We start from the raw sequence: 25,247 nt of genomic DNA, 5'->3' as shown, positions 1-25,247 counted from the left end.
ATCGTCACGGCCAGCCTACCCCATGCTACAGTCTGCAGCCAGTCGAAGCGGAGTGGACAGGGAGGCCGACATGAAGCGCGCGCTACGTCTATCGATCCTGGCGGTGCTGGCGCTGCTGGGGTTCGGGGGAACGGCTGGTGGGCAAGGGCAACGCAGCGATATGAACTTCTTCATCACCAGCGCCGGCTCCGGTAAAGGTGGCGACCTCGGCGGCCTGGCCGGCGCCGACAAGACCTGCCAGGTGTTGGCGGCGGCGGCGGGCGCGGGCGGGAGGACCTGGCGCGCCTATCTGAGCACTCAGGGGCCCGGCGCCGTGAACGCCCGCGACCGCATCGGCACGGGGCCGTGGCGGAACGCCAAGGGCGTGGTCGTCGCCAAGGATCTGGCCGAGCTGCACGGCAAGAACAACATCAGTAAAGAGACCGCGCTGACCGAAAAGGGGGAGATCGTCAACGGCCGCGGTGACAGGCCCAACATGCACGACATCCTGACCGGCTCCCGGCCGGACGGCACGGCGTTCCCGCCCGACCAGGACCGCACGTGCGGGAACTGGACCAAGAGCGGCCAGGGGGCGGCGATGGTCGGCCATCACGACCGGCAGGGCCTGCGCGACGACGAGCCTTCGAGGTCCTGGAACTCCTCTCATCCCTCACGCGGGGCGGACGGCGGCTGCAGCCAGAACGACCTCCGGAGCACGGGGGGTAACGGCTTCTTCTACTGCTTCGCCACCAAGTGACCGGCCGCCCCGCGATGCGGCGCTAACCGCCAGCGGCCGTAGGCGACGAACGCGGCGAGCAGGCCCACCCCCAGCGGGATCAGGGCCATGGCGACGTCACCGGCCGCCACCCCGAGCACGGTGGCGCCGATCATGACGATCACCAGGCCCACGGCGGCCAGGGGCGTCAGGCCCGGTCGGATGCCCAGGAGCCCGGGCAGGACCAGGCCCAGCGCTCCGAGCACCTCCATCACGCCGATGAATCTCAGCAACGGTCCCGGCAGCGCGATCGGCCCCGCCATCTGCTCCAGCGGCAGGACGAGCTTCATGCCGCCGGCGAAGAGGAACAGCGCGGCGAGCAGCGCCTGCACGATCCACAGCGCGTAGGTCATGAGCGGTCTCCGGGAACGGGTGGCAGGGCGCGGAGGGCACGCAGGACGTCGTCGGGGTCGGGGCGCACCTGGTAGTTCCGGCTGACTGAGAACCAGCGCACGATGCCGTCGCGGTCCAGGACGACCGTCGCCGGGCGGGGCACGTCTTCGCCCTTCGGCCCGGCGCCCGGGTGCACCAGGCCGTATCGCCGGGTCACGGCCAGGTCACGATCGGCGACAAACCGGTAGCCGAGGCGCAGCCCCTCCGCGAGCTTCTGGCTGCGCTCGTTGGGATCGGGCGAGACCGCGACGATTTCCACGCCGGCCTGCTCGGCGTCCGAGAGCGCGGCTCCAAGACCTTGGAGCTCCGCCATGCAGAACGGTCACCAGTACCCGCGGTAGAAGATGAGCACGACCGGTTTCTTGCCGCGAAAATCCGCGAGCGCGACTGGCCGGCCGGCGGCATCGGGCAAGGTGAAATCGGGCGGCCGCTCGCCCAGGCGCAGCGCCGAGGGCGTGTCGGGCACCCGGGCGCCGACAAAGTTGAACCAGGCGCCGGCGATGAGCAGCACGCTCGCGAGCCCGAGCGCCAGCCAGGCGGGCCAGCGCCGAGCCCGCGCGCGCACGACCGCCACGACCGCCAGCGCCGTCGCCGCGGCGAACGCGGCTACGTAGGCCTCCGGATGGTTGCGGACGGCCGCGACCGGGAAGAACAGCAGGTACGCCGCAACGGTACCGATGGCGACGGCCACACTGAGCCCGGCAAGCTGTCCGGACGACATCGCGTTATGATTGTGCCACGTGATCGTCCACCTGATCGACGGAACCTTCGAGCTCTTCCGTTACTTTCTCTCGCCGGCCGCCGCCTTCGACCGCAGCACGCCCGAGGCGCTGAGGGCGGTGCGCGGCGTCGTGGCCTCCGTGCTGGGACTGCTGGAAGGCGGCGTCAGCCATCTGGGCGTGGCCACCGATCACGTGATCGAATCGGTCCGCAACGCGCTGTGGCCTGGCTACAAGACAGGCGAGGGGATCGACCCGGTGCTCTACGCGCAGTTCCAGCCGCTGGAAGAGGCCCTCACGGCGCTGGGCGTGGTCGTCTGGCCGATGGTGGAATTCGAGGCCGATGACGCGCTGGCCGCGGCCGCGGTCATGGCCACCGCGGATGCCAGGGTCGAGCAGGTCGTCTTGTGCACGCCGGACAAGGACCTGGCGCAATGCGTGCGGGGCGACCGGGTCGTCCAGCTCGACCGGCGCACGCGGGAGCTGCGCAACGAGTCCGCCGTGCGTCAGAAGTTCGGTGTCCCACCGGCCTCGATTCCCGACTGGCTGGCGCTCGTCGGCGACAGCGCGGACGGCTATCCCGGTCTGCCCGGCTGGGGCGCCGTGTCGGCGGCGACCGTCCTGGCCTGCTACGGGCGCCTGGAACACATCCCCAAGCTGGCCACGGAGTGGGCGGTCTCGGTCCGGGGCGCGCTGCGCCTGGCCACGACGTTAGCCGAGCAGCGGGAGCGGGCGCTGCTGTTCCGCGAGCTGGCCACGCTGCGCGCGGATGCGCCCATCGGCGCCGACGTGGATGCCCTGCGCTGGACCGGGCCCCGGACCGAGTTCGCCGCCTGGTCCGAGCGACTGGGCGCGCCGACGCTCCACGAGCGCGCCCTCAAGGCCTGGTCGTTCCGCTCCCCAGACGCTGGCGCAGCTCGCGGGCGGTAAGCCCGCGGCCGAACACGGGCGTGCCCGGGTCGAACTCCCGGGCGCGGGCCAGCGGCCCGACGGCGACCGGCTCGAAGCCGGCCGCTTCGACCAGCCGCGCCGCCACCGCCAGCGCTTCGCGATCGTCCGCCGCCAGCGGCACGGCGATGCGCTCGCCCGCGCGGTGCGCTTCGTCGCGCAGGACGGTGGACGGGATCGTGTTGAACGCGCGCACGAGACGTACGCCCGGCAGATGTTGCGCGGAGGCGACCCCCGTGCCCTTCCGCCGCGCCTCCTCCGCTACCGGGCCATCTCTACCCGGAAACGGGTTGGCCGCGTCGAGCACGACCTTCCCGCGCATCTCGGCCGCGAAATCGCGACCGACCTGGGGCAGCGCCCCGTAGGGAACGGCGATCAGGATCACCTCGCCGAACGCGGCGGCCTCGCGCGGCGTTCCCACGCGGGCCAGGGGGCCCAGGCGGGCGGCGAGATCCTTCAAGTTCTCCGGATGGCGCGAGGACAGCAGCACACGATGGCCCGCCTTGACCCAGAGCTCGCCGAGCGTGCCGCCGATGCGGCCCGCCCCGATGATGCCGATGTTCACGGGCGCGGCCCCGGCCGGCGGCGCGGCCCGCGCAGTGAGGGGCCGGCGCGCCACGGTCACGCTGGCGGCCACGGCTCCGGCCATGCCGAGGATGTCGCGGCGGCTGAACACGCTGCTCGGGGAGCCAGTCGTCGCATCGCTCATCGCCTTCGCCTCCTCACGGATGTTCTGCTGTCGCCGTCCCAGCCACAGGACCAGGAAGAGCCACACTGCCGAGAGCGGGACCATGGCGAACGCCAGCCCGGACAGGCCGAGGCCCAGCCAGGCGATCAACGTGTACGACCAGGCCCCGGCCTGGTCGCCCACCCGATAGACGAACGTGTCGTTGAAGTTCTTCGCCTTGTACTTGTCGGTGCGCGACAGGACGGTGTAGAGCACCTCACGGGCCGGCCGCTGAATGGCAAAGTTGCCCGCGCGGCGCAGCACCTGGAAGCCGACCAGGACGGAGAGCACCGGGGCCGCTCCCAGGATTCCGAAGCCGACGAGAGTCAGCAGCGGAAGGAAGGCCAGCGCCATGCCCAGGCCGAGCCAGCGGAGGATCCGGCCGGTGAGAAAGACCTGGGTCCCCAGGGTGAGTACGTTGACGGCCAGGTCGATGCCGGCAAAGAGCCGCGTCCGGCCTTGCGGATCATCCCGAAACGTCCGGGCTACGATGTCGGCTTGCTGGAAGTAGAGGAAGGTGGAGGTGATGGTGAACAGCAGCATGAGCGCGGCGATCCCCAGCAGGTACGGCGAGCGAGCGACCGCGCGGATGCCTTCGAACACGCCTCCGCCGATGGCCGGCCGTTGACGAGTCGCAGCCCCGGAACCGGCGGTCTCGGGCCGGGCCTCGGCGGCCAGCCGCTCCTCGTGGCGCTCCAGGGCGCTCGCCGCGCGAGCGGCAGCCTCTAGCAGGATCGCGGAGGCCAGCAGGAGGTTGGCCGAGCCCACCACGCTCACGAGCCCCGAGGTGATCGTGGAACCGAGGATCGCCCCCAGCGTGCCCCCGACGGCGATCATGCCGAAGAGGCGCTCGGCCTGCGCCGGCCGGTAGAGGTCGGTCATGAACGACCAGAAGACGGACACCACGAAGAGATTGAAGACGCTGGTCCAGACGAAGAAGATTCGGCCGATCCAGACCGCCTCCGAGCCATCGGCCATCCGCAAGAGTAGCCAGAACACGACGAGATTCAGGATGAACAGCCGGTAGACGAGCGGCACGAACCGCCGCCGCGGGAGCCGGGCCACGAGCGCCGTGAACACCGGATGGAGGACCAGCATCCCCACCAGCGTGGCGGTGAAGAGCCAGGCCAGGTTCTTCACCCCGCCGGCGACCCCCATGTCGTCCCGGACGGGACGGATGACGTAGTAGGCGGAGAGCACGCAAAAGAAGAATGCGAAGGACCAGAGGAGCGCGCCGGTCTCGCCGGGCCGGACGTCGACTCCGCGCCTCAGGATCCGCCCGAGGGCGGCGGTCATCGCCGCCGGCTCACGTGGCGTCGATCAACGCCGCCATCCGCTTCCGCGCCGCCTCGTCGGGCAGGGGCGCGCGGGCTGCCCCGAGATTGTCCACCAGGTAGCGGTGGCGGGCCGTGCCCGGGATCGCGCAGGTCACCGCCGGGTGCGAGACGACGTACTTCAGGGCGAACTGGGGCCAGCTGGCGATGCCGAGCGCGGCCGCCCAGTCGGGGACGGGCCGGGTCCCGAACGCGCGCAGGACCCGGCCGCGGCCGAAGGGCAGGTTCGTGAGCACGGCGATTCCCCGGTCGGCGGCCAGCGGCAGGATGCGGTCGGCAGCGGCGCGGTTGTCGATGGCGTAGTCCACCTGGATGAAGTCGAGCGTCTCCCGCTGCATGAGCTGGATCAGCTGCGGATGCTGACGGGCCGAGGAGGTCGTGACGCCGTAGTAGCGGATCCGGCCCTGCCGCTTCCACTCGCGCAGCACCGGCAACATCGCGTCCACCCCGGCCAGGTTGTGGACCTGCACGAGGTCGATCCGCTCGGTCCGGAGCCGCTGCATCGATTGCTGCATCTCGGCGATCCCGGCTACCGCCCCCGAGCGTCCCCGGCCGACCTTGGTAGCGATGAAGAGCTGGTCGCGGTTCCCGAGCTCGGCGACGAGGTCGCCGACGACCGTCTCGGCGGCCCCGTAGGAGGGCGCCGTGTCGACCACCGTTCCGCCGAGTCGCGGAAGCTCGCGCAGGACCTCGCGCAGCGGGGCCCGCGTGTCGTCCGACTCGCCGACGTCGTAGCGGCGCGCCGTCCCCACGCCGATCACTGTGATCCGCTCTCCCGAGGACGGAATGGGTTTGGTGACGAGCGGGGCCGCTGGAGCGGCGGAGGCGACCGGGGACGGCCGGGCGGCGAGCACGCCGCTCAGGGTCAGGATGCCCCGCGAGACGATGCCGATGGCCTGTCGACGGCTGATTCGATCGTTCATGGCAGCGTCCAGGGTACCGTGAAGCGGCCGACCTTGACAGCCGGCCCGGTGCGGCGCTACAGGTGGGCGCGGGTATGCCAGCCCGCGCGCCCGGGCGGCCGCCGGCGCCCGGCTGGAGGCGGCGGCTCCACGAGATCATCTTCGAGGCCGATACGCCGGCCGGCCGCGCGTTCGACGTGGCCCTGCTGGTCGCCATCCTTCTCAGCGTCCTCGCAGTGCTGCTAGAGAGCATGGCCGAGCTCCGTCAGGACTACGGCGGGGTGCTGCGGACGGTGGAGTGGACGTTCACCGGCCTGTTCACCATCGAGTACGCGCTGCGTCTGGTCTCGGTCACCCGGCCGGTGCGCTACGCGTTCAGCTTCTTCGGCCTTGTGGACCTGCTCGCCATCCTGCCCACGTACCTGGCCCTGGCGGTCCCGGCGGCCCAGTCGCTCATGGTGATCCGGGCCATCCGCCTGCTGCGCGTGTTCCGCATTCTCAAGTTGGCCCGGTTCCTCGAGGACGCCGACCTGCTGATCCGGGCCCTGACCGCGAGCCGCCGGAAGATCACCCTCTTCCTCGGCGGCCTCGTCACCCTCGCCCTCATCATGGGGACGCTCATGTATCTGATCGAGGGCGAAGAGCACGGCTTCACGAGCATCCCGCGGAGCATGTACTGGGCCGTGGTGACGATGACGACGGTGGGCTACGGTGACATCGTGCCGCAGACGACGCTCGGACGGATCCTCGCCGCGGCGGTCATGATCCTCGGCTACAGCATCATCGCGGTGCCGACCGGCATCGTGTCCGTGGAGCTGGCCCGGGTGAGCCGTCCCGTGTCCACACAGGCCTGCCCGGCCTGCGGCCGCCAGGGCCACGACGTCGACGCCCGGCATTGCAAGCACTGCGGCGCGGCGCTGTGAGCACGACGGCGATCGCCCGGGACGCTCCGGCCAGGGTGCTGACGCTCGGTGTGGTGCTGGGCGGGTTCGCCCTGGCCCTGGTGTTCCTGCCGCAGCTCTTCGCTGGCCTGCCGTTGCCGGGTCAGCGGGCCCTCATCGTCACGTTCATCACCATCCTGCTGTGGGCCTCGGAGCTGCTGGAGCCTGGGGTGACCGCGCTGCTCAGCGTGACGCTGCTGGCCCTGACGGGCGCCGCCGGCAGCGCGCGCGACGCCCTGCAGGGCTTCGCCAACCCGGTGCCCTACTTCCTGGTCGGCGTGCTGACCATGGGCGTGGCCGTCGTGCGCAGCGGCCTGGCCGAGCGACTGGCCCGCACGATCTTGAGATCGGCGCGGGGGCGCAGCCTGGCCGTCTTCCTGCAGCTCCTGCTGGCGTTTCCGGTGCTCACGTTCGTGCTCCCCTCGGCCACGACGCGTTCGGGCATCCTCATTCATATCTACGACGAGGTCTTCACGCTGGCGGCCGTCCCTCGCGGCGCCGAAGTCGCCAAGGCCGTGATGCTGGCCCTGTCGTCGATCAATCGTCTGGCCTCCACCGCGCTGCTCACCGGCGGCATCACGCCCGTCATGAGCGCGGCCATCATCGGCGGCATGTCGTGGACGGGCTGGTTCACGCTGATGGCCGTCCCGTACTACACGATTCTGCTGCTGGGCGGCGTGTTGACCTGGCTGCTGTATCGCCGCGGCTTCGCGCGCGGCTTACCGGCCCCGGCCGGCGAGCGCCGGCGCCTCACCGGCGCCGAGTGGCGCACGATCGCCGTCATCCTGGGCGCCTCCGCGCTGTGGCTCACCGACGCCGTGCACCATCTCGACCCCGCGCTGCCCGCCCTGCTCGCCTTCGTGGCGCTGCTCGTCCCTCGCTTCGGCCCGCTCGTGTGGGCCGACCTCGAGCGGGGCGTGGGCTGGGCCAATGTCTTCGTCATCGGCGCGTCGATCTCGCTGGCCCACGTGCTGGTCACCAGCGGCGCCGCCGGCTGGCTGGCCCGGCTGCTCGTGGGCGGCCTCCCCGCGCTGGGCGAGCGGCCGCTCGTCACCGTCGTCCTTTTGATGCTGGGCGCCACTGCGTTGCGGGCGATCGTGCCCAACATCTCGGGCTTCCTGGCCCTCGCCCTGCCGATCGCGATGTCGGTGGGCCGCGAGGCCGGGCTCAACCCGCTGGTCTGCGCGCTGGTGGTGATGATGACGGGGGACACCGTCGTTTACTACGCCGCCCAGAGCACCTCGGCCCTGGTCATCTACGAGCGGGGCCACGTCTCCGCCGGCGAGATCCTCAAGTTCGGCATCTGGATGACGCTGGTGGGCTGGGTGGCGATCCTGCTCGTGGCCCTGCCGTACTGGGCGCTGATCGGCGAGCCGCTGATCGGCCGCTGAGCGGACCGCGAGCCTACCGGCCGCCCAGCCGGTGCTTGGTCATGGCGTCTGGGCGCGTCCACCACCCGCCGCCGACCGCATCGCCGCGCCCACCCACCGGGCGTTGCGGAGACCGTCGGCGAATCCCGGGGCGAACGGCGAACCGGTCCGGAGCGAATGGACGAATGCGGCGAGCGCTTCCCGGATGCTCGCCTGCCCCATCGACTGCGAACGCCTGAGACCCCTGTAGCCGAGGCTGGCGGCGTCCAGCGCCCACGCGACGAGCGGATTCCGCCGCGCGCCCGCCGCGTCGACCTGGAGCACCGTGTTGGGCTCGGCGAGCCGGGCGGTCTTCGCAGGTCCGCGCACCACGAGCCGCTCGCGTGTCCGATCCCCGTAGCCGAGCTGGCACGTCGCGGACGACCCGCTCGGAAAGTCCAGACGGAGCCGGACCTGATCGTCCGGCCAGCGCTGGCTGGACGTCAGGGCGACCACGCGCTTGGGCTCCTCGCCGATCACATCCAGGGCGAGGTCGATGGCGTGACAGCCCAGATCGTGCAGCAGGCCGCCCTGCTGAGCGTCGAGGCGGTGTCGTGTGACGCTGCACCACCGGTCGACATCGAGCTGCAGGACGAAGTCGAGGTCGACGGGGGATCCGAGAACGCCTCGTTGCACCAGGTCGCGCACCTGCCGGTAGGTCGGCCAGAACCGCCGGTTGAAATCGACCATGACGCGAGGCGCCTCGACGACGGCCAGGTGGGGCAGCTGCCCGGACAGCAAGAGCGGCTTCTCCACGAACGCCGGCAACCCGCGGGCCAGGGCGTCGCTCCAGACGTCGAGGTGCGTCGCCGGCGGCGATGCCACCAGGAGCGCGTCGATGGCGCCGCGCTCGAGCATCGCCCGGTGCTCGGTGAAGATGGCCGCGTCGTGCAGGCGTCGTTCGGCGGCGCGGCGGCTCTCGGCGAGGGGATCGGCGACGGCGACCACGCGGGTGCCAGCGAGCCGGCCCAGGGCGGGCAGGTAGTACTCTCGCACGAGCTTGCCGAAGCCGACCAGGCCCAACCGCAGCTCCGCGAGGGGCGGAGCCATCGCCGTCACGATCCTGTGCGCACCCCGAGCAGGTGCGACACGAAGCGCGGGAAGTCGCGATTGTGGGCGAGGGGCGGCAGCCCACCCTCTTTCACCCCGCGCCCGAGCACCAGGGCAAAGCCGCCGGGCCGATGTTCCCCGGTTCGCCCGGAGTCGGGCGCCGCCCGGATGAGCCCGAGCTCGGGGGAGCGGAGCTCGGTCGCGGGCTTCTCCTCGGCCCAGCGCAGGATGAGATCGGGAAGGAGCTGCTGGCGGGCGCCGGAGAAGATATCCGGGGCCACGGCGATGTCGCGAATGACGGGCCGGTCGGTGCCCACGGTGCGCAGGCCGAGGAAGCTCCTCGTGACGTGCTCGACGTACCGGCGGTAGGTGTCACTGCCGGCCTGCAGGGTCCCCAGCCGCTCACGTCCGGCGACGTTGAGGCGCACGAAGCTGAAGAGGTCCGAGCGCAGGGCGAAACCCGGCGTCCGCGTCCAGTCGAGCCCGCCCGTCACCTCGCGCCCGACCACCCAGTCCCGGACCTGGACAGGGACGGAGCGGGCGATGGCGTGCTGCAGCGGAGCGGGGATCGACTCGCGCAGCGCCCGGATCAGCCCTCGTTGCCGACCGGGTGGATCCTCTCGGGCCGGCCCCTCGTGACGGAAGCTCGCGTTGACGCGATCCATCGTCCGGCGCACGAAATGCTCCTGGGAAAAGTTCGCGCCCATGCCGTGCAGAGCGAACACTACCACCGTGGCCGTCTCGAGGTCGGCGCCTTCCAGGGCTGTGCCCACTCCCCGATCGACGGCCCGATAGACGTCCAGGAGGGCGCCCGGCGGCACGTGGGCATGCGGCTCGTCGTGGTCCCGCCAGAGGATGTGCCCCGCCCGATGACATTCCCCGAAGACGGCGAGATAGAAATCCCAGTCGGTCGTGTCCCGGAGCCAGCGGGCCAGCCGTCCCTTGCTCTCGGCGCCCTCGACGCACTCGCGCCGCATGGCGGCGAGCTGCCGCGTGTCCTTGCTCACCGGGATCTCATACCCCATGGGATGCCGGCCGAAGCGCCGCCGGATCTCCTGTCGCAGATCCGGTGGGTTGGTCTGGAACGCGCCCATGAGGTCGTGCGAGCCCCAGTTGGTGACCTCGACAGCCTGGGGCAGGCGGTTCTCGAACGTGAAGGGGACGTCGAGCACCGTCACGCCGCGCCCGGCCCGGGCCAGGTCGTACCAGAAGGGTTCGTTGTAGACCCAGGCGGACGAGATCCGACGCATGCGCATGCGGTCGGGGTCCCACTGGATATGCATGCTGATCCCGTGATCACCCACCGACTGGCCCGTGTACATGGTGGGCCACACCGAGGCGCTGATGTGCTCGGCGCTCGACCGCAGCGGCAAGAGCGCGCCTTCCTCCAGGAGGCGGCGGAAGGTCGGCAGGTGGGGAAGTGAGGCGCGGATGAAGGACAGCTCGCCGGCGTCGACGGCGATCATCAAGACACGGTGTCGGGGCGAGCGGGCCATGGGCTCAGTCGCCGACGAGCCCGCCGGGAATCGGCGGCATACTTAGCCGGCGGAGCTCCACGGCGTCCCCGGACGCGACGCCCAGGATGCGGCGGCCGAGCGCGTCGAGCGGGAGCGCATCGTCGGGCGCACCGTCATCGAGTCGCACCCAGGCCCGGAGCGGGGCCGGGTGTCTGCCCAGCAGCTCCACCAGGTCGGTCGCGGCCAGGCCGAGGCTCCGACCGAGTTGGGGCGACACGCGCAGCACCCGGTGGCGGCCCCGCTGGCCCTGGTAGGGGTCGCGCTCGTCGGCGGCGACGGGGACACGGCGCCGGGCGGCGGCCAGCCGCGCGCGCTGGGCGGCGGTGGCGGCGGCGTCCACGTCACCCCCGGGCGTGAGCACGACCCCGTAGCCCTCCCGGGCCCGCGTGGGGGAAACGTAGCCGCCGCGGACGTCACGCCGCACCCGCTCGGGATCGCGCGCGAGCGGGTCGCCGAAGCCGCCGCCCCCAGCCGACTGCATGACGACCACGTCGCCGGCCTGCAGCGCGTACCCGGTGACCTTGCCGGGTGTGGGGAACTCGATCTCCCGGCCGTCGCGCTGCGCAGAGACCTTCACCGGCGCCGCGCTGCCGGCGCCGCCCACGCCGAACGGCGGCACCACGGCGCGGTCGCTCAGCACGGAGTAGCGGGCGTCGCCGTGCAGCAGGCGCAGCTCGCGCCGGAGCCCGAGCCCGCCTCGGGTGGCGCCCTCACCGCCGGAGTCGCAGCGCAGCTCGCTGCGCTCCACGCGCAGCGGCATGCCGCTCTCCAGCGCCTCGGCCGACTGGATCGTGCGCACGTTGCCGAAATCGATGTTGCCCCACGCGCTGGCGCCGTCCTCCTCGCGCCAGGCGCCGTTGCCACCGGACGGCGCTTCGTAATAGACGTAGTCGCGCCGGCGACGCTCGTCCCACCCCCCGATCGCGTTCGGGAACGAGGTCCCGCAGAGGTCGCCGCTGACCAGGTCGGGGATGAGCTGGGCCAGCGCACCCAGCATCACCGAGACGGCGCGCTTGCGAACCTCGCCGTGAGCGCCGGCCGGGGCGTCGAGCTTCACGTCCACGATCGAGGCCTCCGGGGCCAGGAGGCGGATGGGCCGGAAGGTGCCGTGATTGATGGGGCCGTCGGGGTCCAGCGCGGCTTTGACGGCCACCAGCACGCCGGCGCCCGTCGTGGCCAGCGTGGAGTTCACCACACCGGGCACCTGGGGATTGGAGCCGGCGAAGTCGGCCACGATCTCGTCGCCGCGCACGGTGAGGGTGAGCCGCATCAGCACCGGATCGAATCGGCCCTCCGGGTAGAACTCGAGATAGTCCTCGTAGACGTACTGGCCGTCCGGCAGGGCGGCGATCTTCGCGCGCAGTCGGCGCTCGGAGCGGTCCAGGTTGAGCGCGATGCAGTCGAGGACTGTCTTGCGGCCGTGCTTGCCGAGGAGCTTCCGGATCCGGCCCTCGGCGATCCGGCAGGCTCCCAGCGAGGCGTGGAAGTCTCCCCGGCGGTCCTCGGGCAGCCGCATGTTGTTGAGCAGCAGGGCCATGGCCGCGCGGTTGAGCCGGCCCTCCTCGATGATCTTGATGGGCGGGATGCGCACGCCCTCCTGATAGATGTTGGTGTTGAGCCCCGAGTAGCTGCCGGGCGCGCTGCCCCCCACGTCGGACCAGTGGGCGCGGACGGCCGGGAAGATGATGAGCTCGCCGCCGTCGAACAGCGGGTAGAGCATCGTGACGTCGTTGAGATGGGTGCCGCCGCGGTAGGCGTCGTTCAGTAAGATCACGTCGCCCGGCCGCAGGTCGCCCTGGAAATCCTCCAGCGCGCAGCGCACCGACCACGGCATGGGCAGCACGTGGCCCGGATGGTCCTCGGACTGCGCCACCATCTGGCCCTGGGCGTCGAAGAGCGCGCACGAGAAGTCGTCCATGTCCCAGATGACCGGCGAGTACGAAGCCCGGATGACGGTGGCCCGCATCTCGCGCACGATGGCGATGAGCCCCTCGCAGACGACTTCCAGGGTGATGGGATCGACGGTCGCTGTCACACGCTCCTCCGTTGCAGGACGAGCTCGCCCCAGGCGCCCACTGCCCCGGCCCAGCCGGGCGGGATCACCGTCGTCCCGCCCATCTCCTCGACGATCGCCGGCCCGATCACGGTCGCGTCGGTCGCCAGCCGGACACGCTCGTGCACGGCGACCAGCACCGGCGTCCCATCGAAGTGGACGACGCGGCTGGCGGGTGTCGCCGGGGTCGCGCTCCGCCAGCGCCGGGCGGGCGGCTTGGGGACCGCGCCGATGGCGGTGAGGCGGAAGTTCACGATCTCGGCCGGCCCCGCGCTGGCGTGACCGTACCGCCGCTCGTGGGCGGCGTGGAATGCCGCCTCCAGCGCCCCCATCGTCTCGGCCCCCGCCGGCACGCGCACCAGCAGCTCCCAGGACTGCCCGACGTAGCGCATGCCGAGCGCGCGAACCGTCGTGATGCTTTCGGGCGGGATGCCGTCGCCGACCAGCTCGCGGCGGGCCTCCTCCTCCAGGGCCTCGAACAGCCGCTCGACGTCGGCGAAGTCAGCTTCCCGCGTCGCCATCAGGCGGGTGCGGACGTAATCCCGCCGCAGGTCCGAGATCAGGGAGCCGAACGCGGAGAAGTTGCCGGGGGCCGGCGGTACCACGACACGGGTCATCTCGAGCTCCTCGGCGATGAACGCCGCGTGCATGGGCCCGGCGCCGCCGTAAGCCACCAGCGTGAAGTCGCGCGGGTCGTGGCCCTTGGCGATGGAGATCTCCTTGATGGCGCCGACCATCCGGGTCACCGCGATGCGCACGATGCCCTCGGCCAGCGCGGCCTCGTCGGCCAGGCCGGCCATCCGGCCCCGCAGCGTCGCCAGCGCCTGCTGTGCGCGCGTGAGGTCCAGGGCGACCTCGCCGGCGAGCGGCGCCTCGGCGGAGACGCGGCCGAGCACGAGGTTGGCGTCGGTGATGGTCGGCTCGGTGCCGCCGCGGCCGTAACACGCGGGGCCCGGGTCGGCGCCCGCGCTGCGCGGCCCCACCCGGAGCGCACCGCCCGCGTCCAGCCAGGCCACGCTGCCCCCGCCGGCGCCGATCGAATTGATCTCGATCTGCGGCGTCCGGTTCGGCAGTCCCGCGATGTGCTGCTCGGTGGTGAGGGTGGGCTCCAGGCCCTCCACCAGACACACGTCGGTGCTGGTGCCGCCCATGTCGTAGGTGATCAGATTGTCGTGTCCGGTGAGCCGCCCCAGGTGGACGGCGGCGGCCACGCCACCCGCGGGTCCGGACAGCACGGTGTGGACGGGGAACCGCGCGGCCACCTCGGCGGTCATGATCCCGCCGCTGGAGGTGGTGATGAACAGCCGGCCGGCGTACCCGCGCGCGGTCAGCGCGCCGCCCAGCCGGCTGAGGTAGCCGCCCACCCGGGGACCGATGTAGGCGTTGAGGGCGGCCGTGCTGAACCGCTCGTACTCCCGGAACTCCGGCAGCACTTCCTCCGACGTGCAGACGAACCACCCGGGCAGCAGCGACGCGGCGTGGCGCGCGGCCGCGCGCTCGTGGGCCGGGTTGGCGTAGGCGTGAAGGAATCCGACCACCACCGCGCCGGCCCCGTCGCCGTCGGCGGCCTCGCGAATCTCGGCGACGGCGTTACGGACCTCGTCCTCCACCAGCGGCTGGATGACCGCGCCGTCGAACGCCAGGCGCTCGCCCACCTCGAGGATGCGATGGCGCTCCACCAGCGCGGGGGGCTTGCGGGCCCGGATGTCGTAGAGCACGGTGCGATTGGTGCGGGCGATCTCCAGCGTGTCCCGGAAGCCCCGGGTGGTGAGCATCCACACGGTGGCGCCCTTGCGTTCGAGGATGGCATTGGTCCCGATCGTCGTGCCGTGCACCACGCGGCCGGTGGCCGGCAAGGGCACGCTCAGCTTGGCCAGCGCGTTCAGCACCCCCCGCACGGGATCCGCGGCCGTGGTCGGCGACTTGCCGACCGCCAGCGCCCCCGTGGACTCGTCGTAGACCGCGACGTCGGTGAACGTACCGCCGACATCGACACCGACCCAGTGCATTGGCCGCCTCCGCGATGGCCGACACTCTACCATCGGCGCGGCATGACACACAGCCGCGCGGCGGGTATGCTGACCGGCGACGGGAGGACACGATGCGCGTCCGCTTCTGGGGGACCCGTGGTTCGCTCGCCAAGCCCGGGCCCACCACGGTGCGCTACGGGGGGAACACCTCGTGCGTGGAGGTCCGGCTCGCCGACGGGACGCTCATCGTCCTGGATTGCGGCACCGGCGCCCACGGCCTCGGCCAGGCCCTGGTGACTTCGGCCGACGGTCCGCGCCGCGGCCACCTGCTGATCACCCACACGCACTGGGATCACATCCAGGGCTTTCCCTTCTTCGCGCCGCTGTTCGTCGCCGGCGACGAGTGGGATCTCTACGCCCCGGGCAGCGGGGGCCGGCAGCTGGAGACGACGCTGGCCGGCCAGATGGAGTATACGTACTTTCCCGTGACGCTGGCCCAGCTCGACGCCACCATCCGTTTTCACGATCTCGTCGAGAGCCAGTTTCAGATCGGCAGCGCGCGCATCGTCGCGCAGTACCTGAACCATCCGGCGTTGACCCTCGGCTATCGCCTCGAAGCCGATGGCGTGGCCGTCGTGTATGCCGTGGATCACGAGCCCCACGGGCGAGGCTACGCCGGCGAGTCCCCGGTGCACCGTGAGGATCAACGGCACGTCGAGTTCCTGGCCGGCGCCGACCTGGTGATCCACGACGCCCAGTACACGGCCGACGAGTACCCCAAGCGGATCGGCTGGGGGCACTGCCCGGCGGAGTGGGCGGTGGACTACGCGCTGGCCGCCGGGGCCAGGCGCCTGGCCCTGTTCCACCACGACCCCCTGCGGGACGACGACGCTGTCGACCGTCTGGTAGACATGTGCCGCCAGCGTGTGTCGGCCGCCGGCGCCCGCCTGGATCTGTTCGCCGCCGCCGAGGGACAGGCGCTGGAGCTGGCGGCGGGCGAGGCCGCGCCGGCGTGTCCGGCGGGACAGCCGGCGGCGTCGGGCGTTGGGCAGGAGCAGTCGGGGCCGCCCACCATCCTGGTGGCCGACGACGATCCGACGATCGTGGCGATCCTCAGCGCCATCTTGCGGCAGGACGGCTTCCGGGTGCTGACGGCTGCCGACGGCAAGACGGCGCTGCGCCTGGCCCGCGTGGAGCGGCCCGCGCTCATCCTGCTCGACTGGCACATGCCCGCCCTGGAGGGGCCGGAGGTTACCCGGATCCTGAGGTCCGACCCCGATCCCTCCCTGCGCGACGTGCCCATCGTGCTGTTCACCGGCGCCACGGGACAGGAGAACACGGCGGCGGGGTTCGCTGCCGGCGTCACGGACTACCTCACCAAGCCCTTCAAGCCCCCGTTCGTGCGAGCCCGGGTGCGCGCCTGGATCGTGCGCGGCGGGGCCGGAGCCCGGACGAACACGTGACGGCCCGCGCCGCCAGCATCTTAGCCACCCTCGTCGCCGGGGTGGCGCTGCTGGGATGGCAGCTCGACGCCCCGGCCCTCAGAGCGTGGCTTGCCGGAAGCGTGGCCATGAACCCGCTGACCGCGCTCACGTTCATGCTGGCGGCGGGCTCGCTCTGGCTTCGGACCGGCTCGGCGGGTGAGCGTGTGGCGGTTCGCCGGGTCGCGCGAGCGCTGGCGAGCCTGGTGGTGCTGGTCGGCGCGCTCACGCTGGCGGGATACCTCATCGGCGGCAACCCGGGGCTGGATCAGGTGCTGTTTCACGACCGCCTGGTCGGCAACCGCATGGCGCCGAACACCGGCCTCAATTTCCTTCTCCTCGGCGCGGCGCTGCTGGTGCTGGACTGGCAGCCACGCGCCGGCTTCTGGCCCGCTCAGCTCACGCTCCTGGCGCCGATCGTCATCTCGTTGACCTCGGTCGTCGGCTACGTGTACGGCGTCGGCAGCCTGTACAGCGTTGCCAACTTCATTCCCATGGCGCTGCCGACGGCGATCGCATTCCTCGGCCTGTCCGTGGGAACTCTGTGGGCCCGCGCCCGCAGCGGCCTGGTGGCGGTGGTGACCGCCGACCATCCGGGCGGCGTCCTGGCCCGCCGGCTCTTGCCCGCGGCGATCCTCATCCCGGTGTTGCTGGGATGGCTCAAGCTCGCGAGCGAGCAGGGCGGGATCATCTCGGCGGAGCTGGGGGCGGCCATCGTGGTGGCGCTCACCATCGTCCTGTTCGCTGCCCTCATCTGGGCCACGTCACGATCCTTGAACCGCGCGGATCTGGTGCGCAGAGCGAGCGAGAGCCGGCTGGCGACCCAGTACCTGACGACCTCCATCCTCGCGGAGGCTCCAACACTTGCCGACGCGCTGCCCCGGCTTCTCGAGGCCATCGGCCAGAGCCTGCACTGGAGCCTCGCCGTCCGATGGAGCGTCGATCCTGAGGGCAACGTGCTGCGGTGTGGGGAGACCTGGCTGGCGCCGTCCGGGCAGGGCCAGGCGCTGGCCGAGCACAGCCGGGCCATGACGTTCTCCCCCGGGGTGGGCCTGCCCGGACGGATCTGGGCGACGGGTCGGTCGGCCTGGATCGTCGACGTGCAGCGGGATGCCAACTTCCCGCGAGCCTCCAGCGCGGTCCGTGACGGCCTGCACGGCGCGTTCGGCTTTCCCGTCACGGGCCCCGGGGGATTTCACGGCGTGATGGAGTTTTTCAGCCCGGAGCTCCGCGAGCCCGACGACAATCTCCTGAGGATGTTCGAGGCTGTCGGGCGGCAGATCGGCCAGTTCATCGAGCGCCAGATGGTTCAGGCCGAGCTGGAGCGGGCCAAAGTGGCGGCGGAGGCGGCCACCCAGGCCAAGTCCGAGTTCCTCGCCAACATGAGCCACGAGATCCGGACCCCGATGAACGCCGTCGTCGGCATGTCGGCCCTGCTGGCGGACACGCCGCTCGACGACCAGCAACGGGAGTTCGCCGAGACGATCCGGACCAGTGGCGAGCACCTGCTCACCGTCATCAACGACATCCTCGATTTCTCCAAGATCGAGTCGGGCCGGCTGGATCTCGAGGATGGGCCGTTCGACGTGCGGGCGTGCGTCGAGGACGCCCTGCAGCTCGTCGCCCCGCGGGCCCGGGAGAGGGACCTGGAGCTCACCTATCTCGTGGAGGATGGGACCGCCGCGAGGCTGCGTGGCGACGGCGGGCGCGTGCGACAGATCCTGGTCAACCTGTTGAGCAACGCCGTCAAGTTCACCGACGTGGGCGAGATCAGCATCTCCGTCGTGGGGCGCGAGCTCGGCGACGGCCGGCACGAGCTGCATTTCGCGGTGAGGGACACGGGCATCGGCATCCCCGCTGAGCGCCTGGACCGTCTGTTCCAGTCGTTCAGCCAGGTGGACGCATCGACCAGCCGGCGCTACGGAGGAACCGGGCTCGGGCTCGCCATCTGCAAGCGCCTGAGCGAGCGCATGGGGGGACGGATCTGGGTGGAGAGCGATCCGGGGCGGGGCTCGATATTCCACTTCACCATCGTGGCCGATGCCGCCGAGGCGCTCGATTCGGCGGAGCGCGAGGACCTGGCAACCGAGCTGGCCGGCCGGCGCGTGCTCATCGTGGACGACAACGCGACCAATCGCCGGCTCCTCAGGCTCCAGACTCGGAAGTGGGGCATGTTCAGCCGCGAGACCGACTCCCCGGCGGAGGCTCTGGCCTGGGTCCGTCGGGGCGATCCGTACGACGTCGCCCTGCTCGATTATCAGATGCCCGGCATGGACGGCGTCGCGCTGGCCCGGGAGTTGCAGAAGCTGCCCGCGGCCCGGCGCCTGGCCCTCATTCTCCTGTCGTCGGTGAGCCGTCCGCTGGCGCCCGACCACCGCGAGCCCGAGTTCGCGGCTGTCCTCACCAAGCCGCTGAAGCTCGCTCAGCTACGCGAGCGGCTTCGCCAAGCGCTCGGCGAGCCTCGGATCCCCTCGGGCCGCGACGAGCGGTCGGCGGAGCCGGCGCCGGTGCCGCTGCGGATCCTGCTCGCCGAGGACCACCTCCTCAACCAGCGGGTCGCCCTGCGCATGCTCGAGCGGCTCGGGTATCGCGCGGATGTGGTGGCCAACGGACGAGAGGTGCTGGAACGGCTGGCCGAGGCTCCTTACGACGTCGTCCTCATGGACGTGCAGATGCCGGAGATGAACGGCCTCGATGCCAGCCGGGCGATCTGCGCCAGGTGGCCGGTGTCGGAGCGGCCTCGCATCATCGCGATGACCGCCGAGGCCGTGGAGGGAGACCGTCAGACGTGCCTGGCCGCTGGGATGGACGATTACGTGGTGAAACCGGTGAGCCTGGCCCAGCTGCGCCGGGCCCTGGCGGAGTGTTGCCCTCGCGCGGCGGGGCCCGCCGCGACACTGGACCGAAGCGACGAGGTGGTGGATCGAGGCGTGCTCCACCAGCTCGGCACAGAGCTTGGTGGCGCTGAGGCCCTACGCGAGGTCATCCAGACGTTCCTCCGCGGAGCTCCGGGGCTGCTCGCTACGCTTCGGGACGCGGCCGGTCAGGGTGACACGATCGCCATCGAGCGGGCGGCCCACACCCTGAAGTCCTCCAGTGCGATGGTGGGAGCGTTCGCCCTGTCGAATCGTTGCGCGGAGCTCGAGCGGCTGAGCCGGACGGAGCCGATTCAAGCGGTCCGATCACGGGTGGGGGACATCACGACCCTGTACGAGGCCGTCGAAGGCGCCCTGGCCGAAGTCTCGTAGTTACTTCATGGGCGAGAACGCCGTTGGCCGCAGGATCGTGCTGGTCACCTGCTGTACGATGGGCCCGTTCTTCTCGCTCTCGGCGAACACGCGCGCGCGCTCCGGATCCTTGGCGAACGCGTCGAACCGGGCCACACGCTCGTCCACGCCCTCCCAGGCCAGCATGTAGATGAGCTGATGATCGTTGCCACCCATGGTATTCAGCCAGTACCCCACCTGGCGAAAGCCGTGCTTCTTGAACGCCTCGCAGGTGAAGTTGCCGAACCGGTTCACGATGTTAACGATCTTCTGCGGCATCGCCTGGTACTCGCGCAGCTCGAAGAGGTACGGGCTGCGAGTCGCCGCGTCGGGGCCATACGGCTCCCCGCGGTCGAGCTGGGAATACGTGGTCGGCTCCATGAGCTGGTTGTACACCCGGTTCACCAGCGGCCCGTCGCGCTGGGTCTCCTCCCACACCCGGGCCCGCTCGGGATCGGCCCGCCATGGTTTGCTCTTCCTGATGCGCTCCTCGTAGCTTTCCCAGCCCCACATGTACACGACCTGGTTGCTCTTCTCGCCGATGAGGGGCGTCCAGAAGCCGATCAGGCGGAAGCCGTACTCCTTCCACTTGTGCACCGTGAAGTTGCCGAAGCGGTCGAGGAGCGCGGGCAGCTTGCCGGCGGCGACATCGTAGCGACGCAGCTCATAGAGCATGACCCACCTCGCGAAGGGCGATCGAACGGACGCCAGGATACCGCGGGCCGGGCTCCACAGCTATAATCCCGGCCAGGAGGGCATCCCATGGGACAGATCCTCGGGCTCGGCATCACCCACTACCCCCCGCTTTGTTACAAGGGCAACATGAGCCGGCGGATCAAGCTCCTGCTGGCCGACCCCTTGCTTCCCGAGCAGCTGCGGTCGCCGGCCAACTGGCATCCGACGATGCGCGAGCAGTGGGGCACCGACGAAGGCCAGGCCCACTCCGACAAGCATCGGAACGATCTGATCCATCACTTCCGCAGGACGCGGGCCGAGCTCGATGCGTTCGAGCCCGACTTCGTCCTGCTGTGGGGCGATGACCAGTACGAGAACTATCAAGAGGATTGCGTGCCCCCGTTCTCGGTGCTGGCCTACGACTCGGTCGACGTCCAGCCGTGGAAGGGCCACCAGCGCGCGGAGAACTGGTGGGACGAGCCCGCCGACAAGACGTTCACGGTCAAGGGGCACCGGAAGGCGGCCAAGCACCTGGTGACCGGCCTGCTGGGCGAGGGGATCGACGTGGCCTACGCCTACAAGCCGCTCCACCATCCCCTGGGACACGCCTTCGTGAACTCCATCCTCTACCTGGACATCGACCGTAAGGGCTTCCCGTACCCCGTGGTGCCGTTCACCGTGAACGCCTACGGGCGCTGGCTGATCGGGGCTCACGGCGAGCCGCAGACCCCGTCGCAGGCGGCGAAGACCGTCGCGCAGGGCGAACTCGACCCCCCGGGCCCGCAGCCGTGGCGCTGCTTCCAGGTGGGGGCGGCAGTGGCCCGGGTGCTGAGCCGCAGCCCCTGGCGAGTGGCCGTCATCGCCTCGTCCAGCTGGAGCCATTCGTTCCTGGTCGCCAAGCACTCGCTGATGTTCCCGGACGTGGAGTCGGACAAGCGGTACTACGAGGCGCTCAGGACCGGCGACTGGGCCACGTGGCGCACCACCACGATCGAGGAAGCGGAGGATCGGGGCCATCACGAGGTGCTGAACTGGTTCTGTCTGGCCGGGGCGATGGCCGAGCTCAACCGCCGGCCCGACGAGGCGACGTTCCTCGAGTCGTGGATCACCAACTCGGACAAGGTGTTCGCCGTCTTCCGGCCGTGACCGCGTAGCGACGGGGGAAACGATGCCGGGAAAAGTGCGCCGGATCGTGACCGGCGTGAATGACGCTGGTCGCTCGTTCATTCTCTCGGACACTCTGTTGCCGGCGGGAGAAGTCCGGCCCGGGGAGGCAGTGCGGGTCGGGTTGTGGAAGACGGAGTCGGCCCCTGCGTCGAACCAGGGCTCCCACGACCCCGTTCCCGACGGGGTCATCCTCAGGACGCCGCCCGCTCACCGGGGCGGCAGCGTCATCCGCATCACCGACATCCCGCCAGACTCGTGGCGCGCCTATACGCCCGACGAGCTGCAACGGCGCGGCTGCAAGACGACTCCCGAGCGGTCAGCGCGGCACCCGGGGTTCCACGCGACCGACACCGTCGACTACGCGGTCTGCCTCGAGGGCGAGATCTGGGCCGTTCTGGACGAGGATGAGACCCTCATGCGGTCGGGCGACGTGCTCATCCAGCGTGGGACCTATCACGCCTGGTCGAATCGGAGCGACAGCGTGGCCCGGATGCTCTTCGTCCTGATCGACGCCGAGCCGCTCAAGAACCAGTAGAAAGGACACGACCATGCCGACCTTCCAGCACGACGGAGCGACGATCCACTACGAGGAGTTCGGCCAGGGCTTCCCCGTCCTCACGTTCGCGCCCGCCGGGTTGCAGTCCATCATCGACGTGTGGCACGGCCCGTCCGCGCCCATCAACCCCATCACCGAGCTCGCCGGCAGCTTCCGTGTCATCGCGATGGACCAGCGCAACGCCGGCGGCAAGTCGCACGCCCCCATCACCGCCCAGGACGGCTGGCACACCTACGCCGCCGACCACATCGCGGTCCTGGATCACTTGAAGATCGACAAGTGCCATCTCTACGGCCAGTGCATCGGCGGGTCGTTCATCATGAGCCTGCTGAAGGCCCAGCCACAGCGCATCCAGTCCGCCGTGCTGGCCCAGCCCATCGGCCGCGTGGGTCCCATGAAGCCTGGCCGCGCCGCCCGGTTCGACGCCTGGGCCAAGAGCCTGGGGGACAGCCATCCCGAGGCCACCGAGCAGGTGCTCGACGCCTTCTACCAGAACCTGTACGCGCCTGGCTTCGTCTACAGCGTGGACCGCGCGTTCGTGTCGAGCTGCCGGACGCCGTGCCTGGTCCTGGCCGGCAACGACGAGGCGCACCCGTACCCGATCTCCGAGGAGGTGGCCAAGCTGCTGCCCAACGCGGAGTTCGTCCAGGAGTGGAAGACGGGCGAGGCACTGGTGGCGGCGAAGGCGCGGGTGAAAGAGTTCTTGGCGATGCACACGCCGCGAGGATAGGCGCGCGCCCGGGAGTGTCCGCGCGGCGGCCTGTCCCGACTACTCGGGCAAGCCGCCGCCTCCCAGGGCCCCGCGCTGGTCGGGAGCGACACCGCCCCCCGCTCTCGATCCGCGACTTGACCGGCCGCTCGCGGCTTCGCGAGGGCACCGGTACGTAGAGCTCGGGGTCCTTGAGCGGCCCGCCTCGATCAAGGCGATCGCCGCCGCCTCACCGCCATCGCCCAGCTCGTCCCTGGCGTCCAGCATGCCGTAGGGCCTGCCGATATCCTGCAACGCGGCCTGGAGACGCCGGCTGTTCTCCCTGAAAAACGGGTCGTCGCGCATGACGAACCGCTGACGCGTCCGGGCGCGAGCGGTCCGGGGCAAGAACACGCTGAGAGCGCTTGAAGCCACCGCTCCGGCCCCGATAGAGGGCGCCGGACAGCAGCGGCCGTGCCATGCCAAGATATTCACGATTACGGACACTTGGTGGTCGGATAGGGAGGCGAAGTCCTGGCTCTCGTGGCCCACTGTCACCTCGGCCTCGGCAAGCTGTACCGGCACACAATCCGGCGCCCGGAAGCCACCGCGACCACCATGTACCGCGAGATGGACATGCGGTTCTGGCTGGAGCAGTCCGAGGCGGAGATGAAGAATCCTGCCCTGTGAAGCACACTCTTCGCCGCGTGACTGCGATCGCCATGAGGCTGCCCATCCAGAGGCTCGCCCAGCCACTCCGGGGAGGAGCGGCCGGGGACGATACGACGCGCTGGTCCCGCCCGTGACGATCAGCGAGTGCCCGTCGTCGAGGAGGTCGTTCGGCGAAGGACGACTCGGGCAGACCCTCAGAGCTTCATATGAGGGTCCAGCCAGTCGCGCAGGGCGTTTCCCATCAGGTTGATGACGAGCGTCGTCACGAAGATGGCGAGGCCGGGGAAGGTGGCGATCCACCAGGAGTTCAGCATGTCGAGACGTCCTTCGCCGAGCATGTTGCCCAAGGCCGGGGTCGGTGGTTGAATGCCCAGCCCGAGGAACGACAGAAACGATTCGAGGATGATCACCTGCGCGATCTGGAGCGGTAGCGTTTCATGGGGGCGTGGCTCATCGGACGTCCACACGCCGCGCAGTCCCCACTTGAAGACGTAGGCGGCGTCGTCGAAGAGGAGCTTCTGGGCTTTGGCGTAGACCTCGGTGCGCTTCTTCGGGTCCAGCGTGGAGCGTGCGGCGTGGATCAGGTCGTCGAGTTGCTTGTTGCAGTCCCAGGACCAGTTGAACATGGGGCCGGCCTTGCCCTCCTTGACCTGGCTGTTGTACGGGACGCTCTCTCCGATGAAGCTCTGCTGGGCGCGCAACCCCACCTTGGCCAGGTCGGCGATGATGGCCTCATTGGTCTGGCCGATGCCGGGCTCCACGATCGGGGCCTGTGTACGGAACCGGAAGTCGAAGCCGTTGGGGTAACCGGCCTCGGCGAGCAGCTTCTTGGCTCGGGCGAGGTCCTGCGTGTAGGGCCGGAGGCTCGGGTCGTAGCCGAAGGCCATCGGGTTCACGGCGGTGGCCACCCGGTCGCCGAGGCCGTTGAGCACGTGCTTGATGATGGCGTCGGCGTCGATGGCCAGGTTCGCGGCCTGGCGCACCCGACGATCCTTGAACGGGCTGTCGCCGCTCCGCCCCGCCTGGTCGAGCTGGAGCATGGCCGTCCTCAGGATGGGTGCGGCGGATGTCCGGGCGATCCCGGACTTGTTGATCACGTCCATCTGGTCGGGCGGGACCGCCTTGATGATGTCGACCCCGCCGGAGATGAGCTCGGCGATCTCCGTTGCCTTCTCGGGAATGATGCGGATCCGCGCGTACTTGAAGGCCGGCTTGGGGCCCCAGTAGTCGTCGTTGCGGACCAGGAGGTGCTCCCGCTTGCGCACCCACTTGAGGAGCTTGTAGGGGCCGGTGCCGATCGGATGCTCCTGCATCCAGTCGTGCCCCTTCTCCTTGATCACCTTCTCGGACTGCATCACCAGGGCGGTGAGCTTCTTGGTCGGGTCGAGCACGCGATCGAAAGTGGCCTTGACGTCCCGCGCGGTGAAGAGGGTGCCGTCGTGGAACTTCACGCCCTGGCGCAGGCGGACCTCCCAGGTGGTGTCGTCCAGGGGTTTCCAGGAGGCGGCCAGGGCCGGCCCGACCTGCATCGTCTTGAGGTCCCGCTCGGCGAGATGGTTGTAGACCTGATAGCCGAGGATGATCGGGGGGAGCGGCGTGAGCCCGATCGCTGAGAATTTATTCGACGTCGCGGTCGGCGATATCCTCGTCGTCGGCGATCGATTCGCCCAGGGCGCGGGGATGCAGGACGTCGATTGCCCAACCGACATCAAGGCGCTCTCCGAGCCACCCGGGGCAGGCCGTTCGCGCGTCGAGGTGGAGGCCCTGCGAGTCGTGACGCGTTCGTAGGGCCTGCACGGGATCATCGGGCACCGCAGCAGGCGGCGGCACCTCCGGCAGCGGGCGGCCGTCCGGCCGTCGGAACTGGAGCGTCCCGTCGGGCTGTCGATCGACCCGGTAGCCTTCCTCATGGACCGAGCGGTGATGCCGGCGACACAACAGCGCGAGGTTGGAGAGCGTTGTCGGGCCACCCTGCGCCCAGTGGCGGAGATGATGCCCCTGGGCGAAGCGCACGCCGCATCCTGG

Annotated in this window: 21 protein-coding genes; 10 read left to right on the top strand and 11 right to left on the bottom strand. The window is 70.5% G+C overall.

Annotated elements, in window-relative coordinates:
- The first annotated feature begins 70 nt into the window (after positions 1-70).
- Entirely contained in the window at positions 71-736 is a 666-nt protein-coding gene (locus VFR64_03580; protein ID HET9488827.1) for a lectin, read from the top strand.
- On the opposite strand, the gene VFR64_03575 is transcribed toward VFR64_03580, so the two are convergent.
- Both VFR64_03575 and VFR64_03570 read right to left on the bottom strand, forming a co-directional pair.
- Positions 715-1,107 (bottom strand): DoxX family protein, encoded by a 393-nt coding sequence (locus tag VFR64_03575; GenBank protein HET9488826.1) that lies wholly within the window; start codon positions 1,105-1,107, stop codon positions 715-717. The two genes, VFR64_03580 and VFR64_03575, sit on opposite strands and share 22 nt — an antisense overlap.
- Positions 1,104-1,868: a redoxin domain-containing protein gene (locus VFR64_03570; protein ID HET9488825.1), complete on the bottom strand. Its 765-nt coding sequence runs from the start codon at positions 1,866-1,868 to the stop codon at positions 1,104-1,106. Before VFR64_03570 ends, VFR64_03575 begins: the two co-directional genes overlap by 4 nt.
- A 19-nt stretch (positions 1,869-1,887) precedes the next feature.
- Between VFR64_03570 and VFR64_03565 the strand changes: the two genes are divergently transcribed.
- Positions 1,888-2,796, top strand: a complete 909-nt coding sequence (locus tag VFR64_03565; protein HET9488824.1) for a 5'-3' exonuclease H3TH domain-containing protein — start codon at positions 1,888-1,890, stop codon at positions 2,794-2,796.
- Here the strand turns inward: VFR64_03565 and VFR64_03560 are convergent.
- Positions 2,744-4,837, bottom strand: a complete 2,094-nt coding sequence (locus VFR64_03560; GenBank protein ID HET9488823.1) for an NAD(P)-binding domain-containing protein — start codon at positions 4,835-4,837, stop codon at positions 2,744-2,746. The two genes, VFR64_03565 and VFR64_03560, sit on opposite strands and share 53 nt — an antisense overlap.
- Positions 4,838-4,847: 10 nt before the next feature.
- On the bottom strand, positions 4,848-5,798 hold the full coding sequence (locus tag VFR64_03555) for an aldo/keto reductase (protein HET9488822.1): 951 nt from the start codon (positions 5,796-5,798) through the stop codon (positions 4,848-4,850).
- Between the two features lie 74 nt (positions 5,799-5,872).
- On the opposite strand from VFR64_03555, the gene VFR64_03550 reads away from it, so the two are divergent.
- Entirely contained in the window at positions 5,873-6,700 is an 828-nt protein-coding gene (locus tag VFR64_03550; GenBank protein ID HET9488821.1) for an ion transporter, read from the top strand.
- Positions 6,697-8,109, top strand: coding sequence for an SLC13 family permease (locus tag VFR64_03545; GenBank protein HET9488820.1), 1,413 nt, complete (start codon positions 6,697-6,699; stop codon positions 8,107-8,109). The genes VFR64_03550 and VFR64_03545 overlap by 4 nt, the downstream gene beginning before the upstream one ends.
- A 39-nt stretch (positions 8,110-8,148) precedes the next feature.
- Here VFR64_03545 and VFR64_03540 read toward each other — a convergent pair whose 3' ends face one another.
- Genes VFR64_03540 through VFR64_03525 form a run of 4 tightly spaced genes read right to left on the bottom strand, consistent with a single transcriptional unit; the run spans position 8,149 to position 14,756 of the window.
- On the bottom strand, positions 8,149-9,177 hold the full coding sequence (locus VFR64_03540) for a Gfo/Idh/MocA family oxidoreductase (protein HET9488819.1): 1,029 nt from the start codon (positions 9,175-9,177) through the stop codon (positions 8,149-8,151).
- A 5-nt stretch (positions 9,178-9,182) separates the two neighbouring features.
- Positions 9,183-10,673, bottom strand: coding sequence for an alkaline phosphatase family protein (locus VFR64_03535; protein ID HET9488818.1), 1,491 nt, complete (start codon positions 10,671-10,673; stop codon positions 9,183-9,185).
- A gap of 4 nt (positions 10,674-10,677) precedes the next feature.
- Positions 10,678-12,729, bottom strand: a complete 2,052-nt coding sequence (locus tag VFR64_03530) for a hydantoinase B/oxoprolinase family protein (protein ID HET9488817.1) — start codon at positions 12,727-12,729, stop codon at positions 10,678-10,680.
- The gene (locus VFR64_03525; protein ID HET9488816.1) at positions 12,726-14,756 is read right to left on the bottom strand and encodes a hydantoinase/oxoprolinase family protein; all 2,031 of its coding nucleotides are present in this window, start codon (positions 14,754-14,756) and stop codon (positions 12,726-12,728) included. Before VFR64_03525 ends, VFR64_03530 begins: the two co-directional genes overlap by 4 nt.
- 92 nt (positions 14,757-14,848) lie before the next feature.
- Here VFR64_03525 and VFR64_03520 point away from each other — a divergent pair, with 92 nt between their 5' ends.
- Together VFR64_03520 and VFR64_03515 are read left to right on the top strand one after the other, a co-directional pair.
- Entirely contained in the window at positions 14,849-16,180 is a 1,332-nt protein-coding gene (locus tag VFR64_03520) for a response regulator (GenBank protein ID HET9488815.1), read from the top strand.
- Positions 16,177-19,446, top strand: coding sequence for a response regulator (locus VFR64_03515; GenBank protein ID HET9488814.1), 3,270 nt, complete (start codon positions 16,177-16,179; stop codon positions 19,444-19,446). Before VFR64_03520 ends, VFR64_03515 begins: the two co-directional genes overlap by 4 nt.
- On the opposite strand, the gene VFR64_03510 is transcribed toward VFR64_03515, so the two are convergent.
- Entirely contained in the window at positions 19,447-20,139 is a 693-nt protein-coding gene (locus VFR64_03510; protein ID HET9488813.1) for an NIPSNAP family protein, read from the bottom strand.
- An 87-nt stretch (positions 20,140-20,226) separates the two neighbouring features.
- On the opposite strand from VFR64_03510, the gene VFR64_03505 reads away from it, so the two are divergent.
- From VFR64_03505 to VFR64_03490, 4 genes are all read left to right on the top strand, one after another.
- Positions 20,227-21,285, top strand: a complete 1,059-nt coding sequence (locus tag VFR64_03505; protein ID HET9488812.1) for an extradiol ring-cleavage dioxygenase — start codon at positions 20,227-20,229, stop codon at positions 21,283-21,285.
- A 34-nt stretch (positions 21,286-21,319) separates the two neighbouring features.
- Positions 21,320-21,841: a cupin domain-containing protein gene (locus VFR64_03500; protein ID HET9488811.1), complete on the top strand. Its 522-nt coding sequence runs from the start codon at positions 21,320-21,322 to the stop codon at positions 21,839-21,841.
- Positions 21,842-21,854: 13 nt separating this feature from the next.
- Complete coding sequence (locus VFR64_03495) at positions 21,855-22,592, top strand: alpha/beta hydrolase (protein HET9488810.1); 738 nt, start codon at positions 21,855-21,857, stop codon at positions 22,590-22,592.
- Between the two features lie 501 nt (positions 22,593-23,093).
- On the top strand, positions 23,094-23,240 hold the full coding sequence (locus VFR64_03490; protein HET9488809.1) for a hypothetical protein: 147 nt from the start codon (positions 23,094-23,096) through the stop codon (positions 23,238-23,240).
- A gap of 176 nt (positions 23,241-23,416) precedes the next feature.
- Here the strand turns inward: VFR64_03490 and VFR64_03485 are convergent, their stop codons facing one another.
- Positions 23,417-24,751, bottom strand: a complete 1,335-nt coding sequence (locus tag VFR64_03485; GenBank protein ID HET9488808.1) for an ABC transporter substrate-binding protein — start codon at positions 24,749-24,751, stop codon at positions 23,417-23,419.
- Positions 24,752-24,839: 88 nt separating this feature from the next.
- The gene (locus VFR64_03480; GenBank protein HET9488807.1) at positions 24,840-25,235 is read right to left on the bottom strand and encodes an HNH endonuclease signature motif containing protein; all 396 of its coding nucleotides are present in this window, start codon (positions 25,233-25,235) and stop codon (positions 24,840-24,842) included.
- Between the last annotated feature and the right edge of the window lie 12 nt (positions 25,236-25,247).

It is taken from the genome of Candidatus Methylomirabilota bacterium (assembly GCA_035709005.1).
In the GTDB taxonomy this organism is placed as follows: Bacteria; Methylomirabilota; Methylomirabilia; order Rokubacteriales; family CSP1-6; genus 40CM-4-69-5.
The sequence above is the reverse complement of the archived record's forward strand: the minus strand, read 5'-3'. Positions and strand labels throughout refer to the sequence as shown.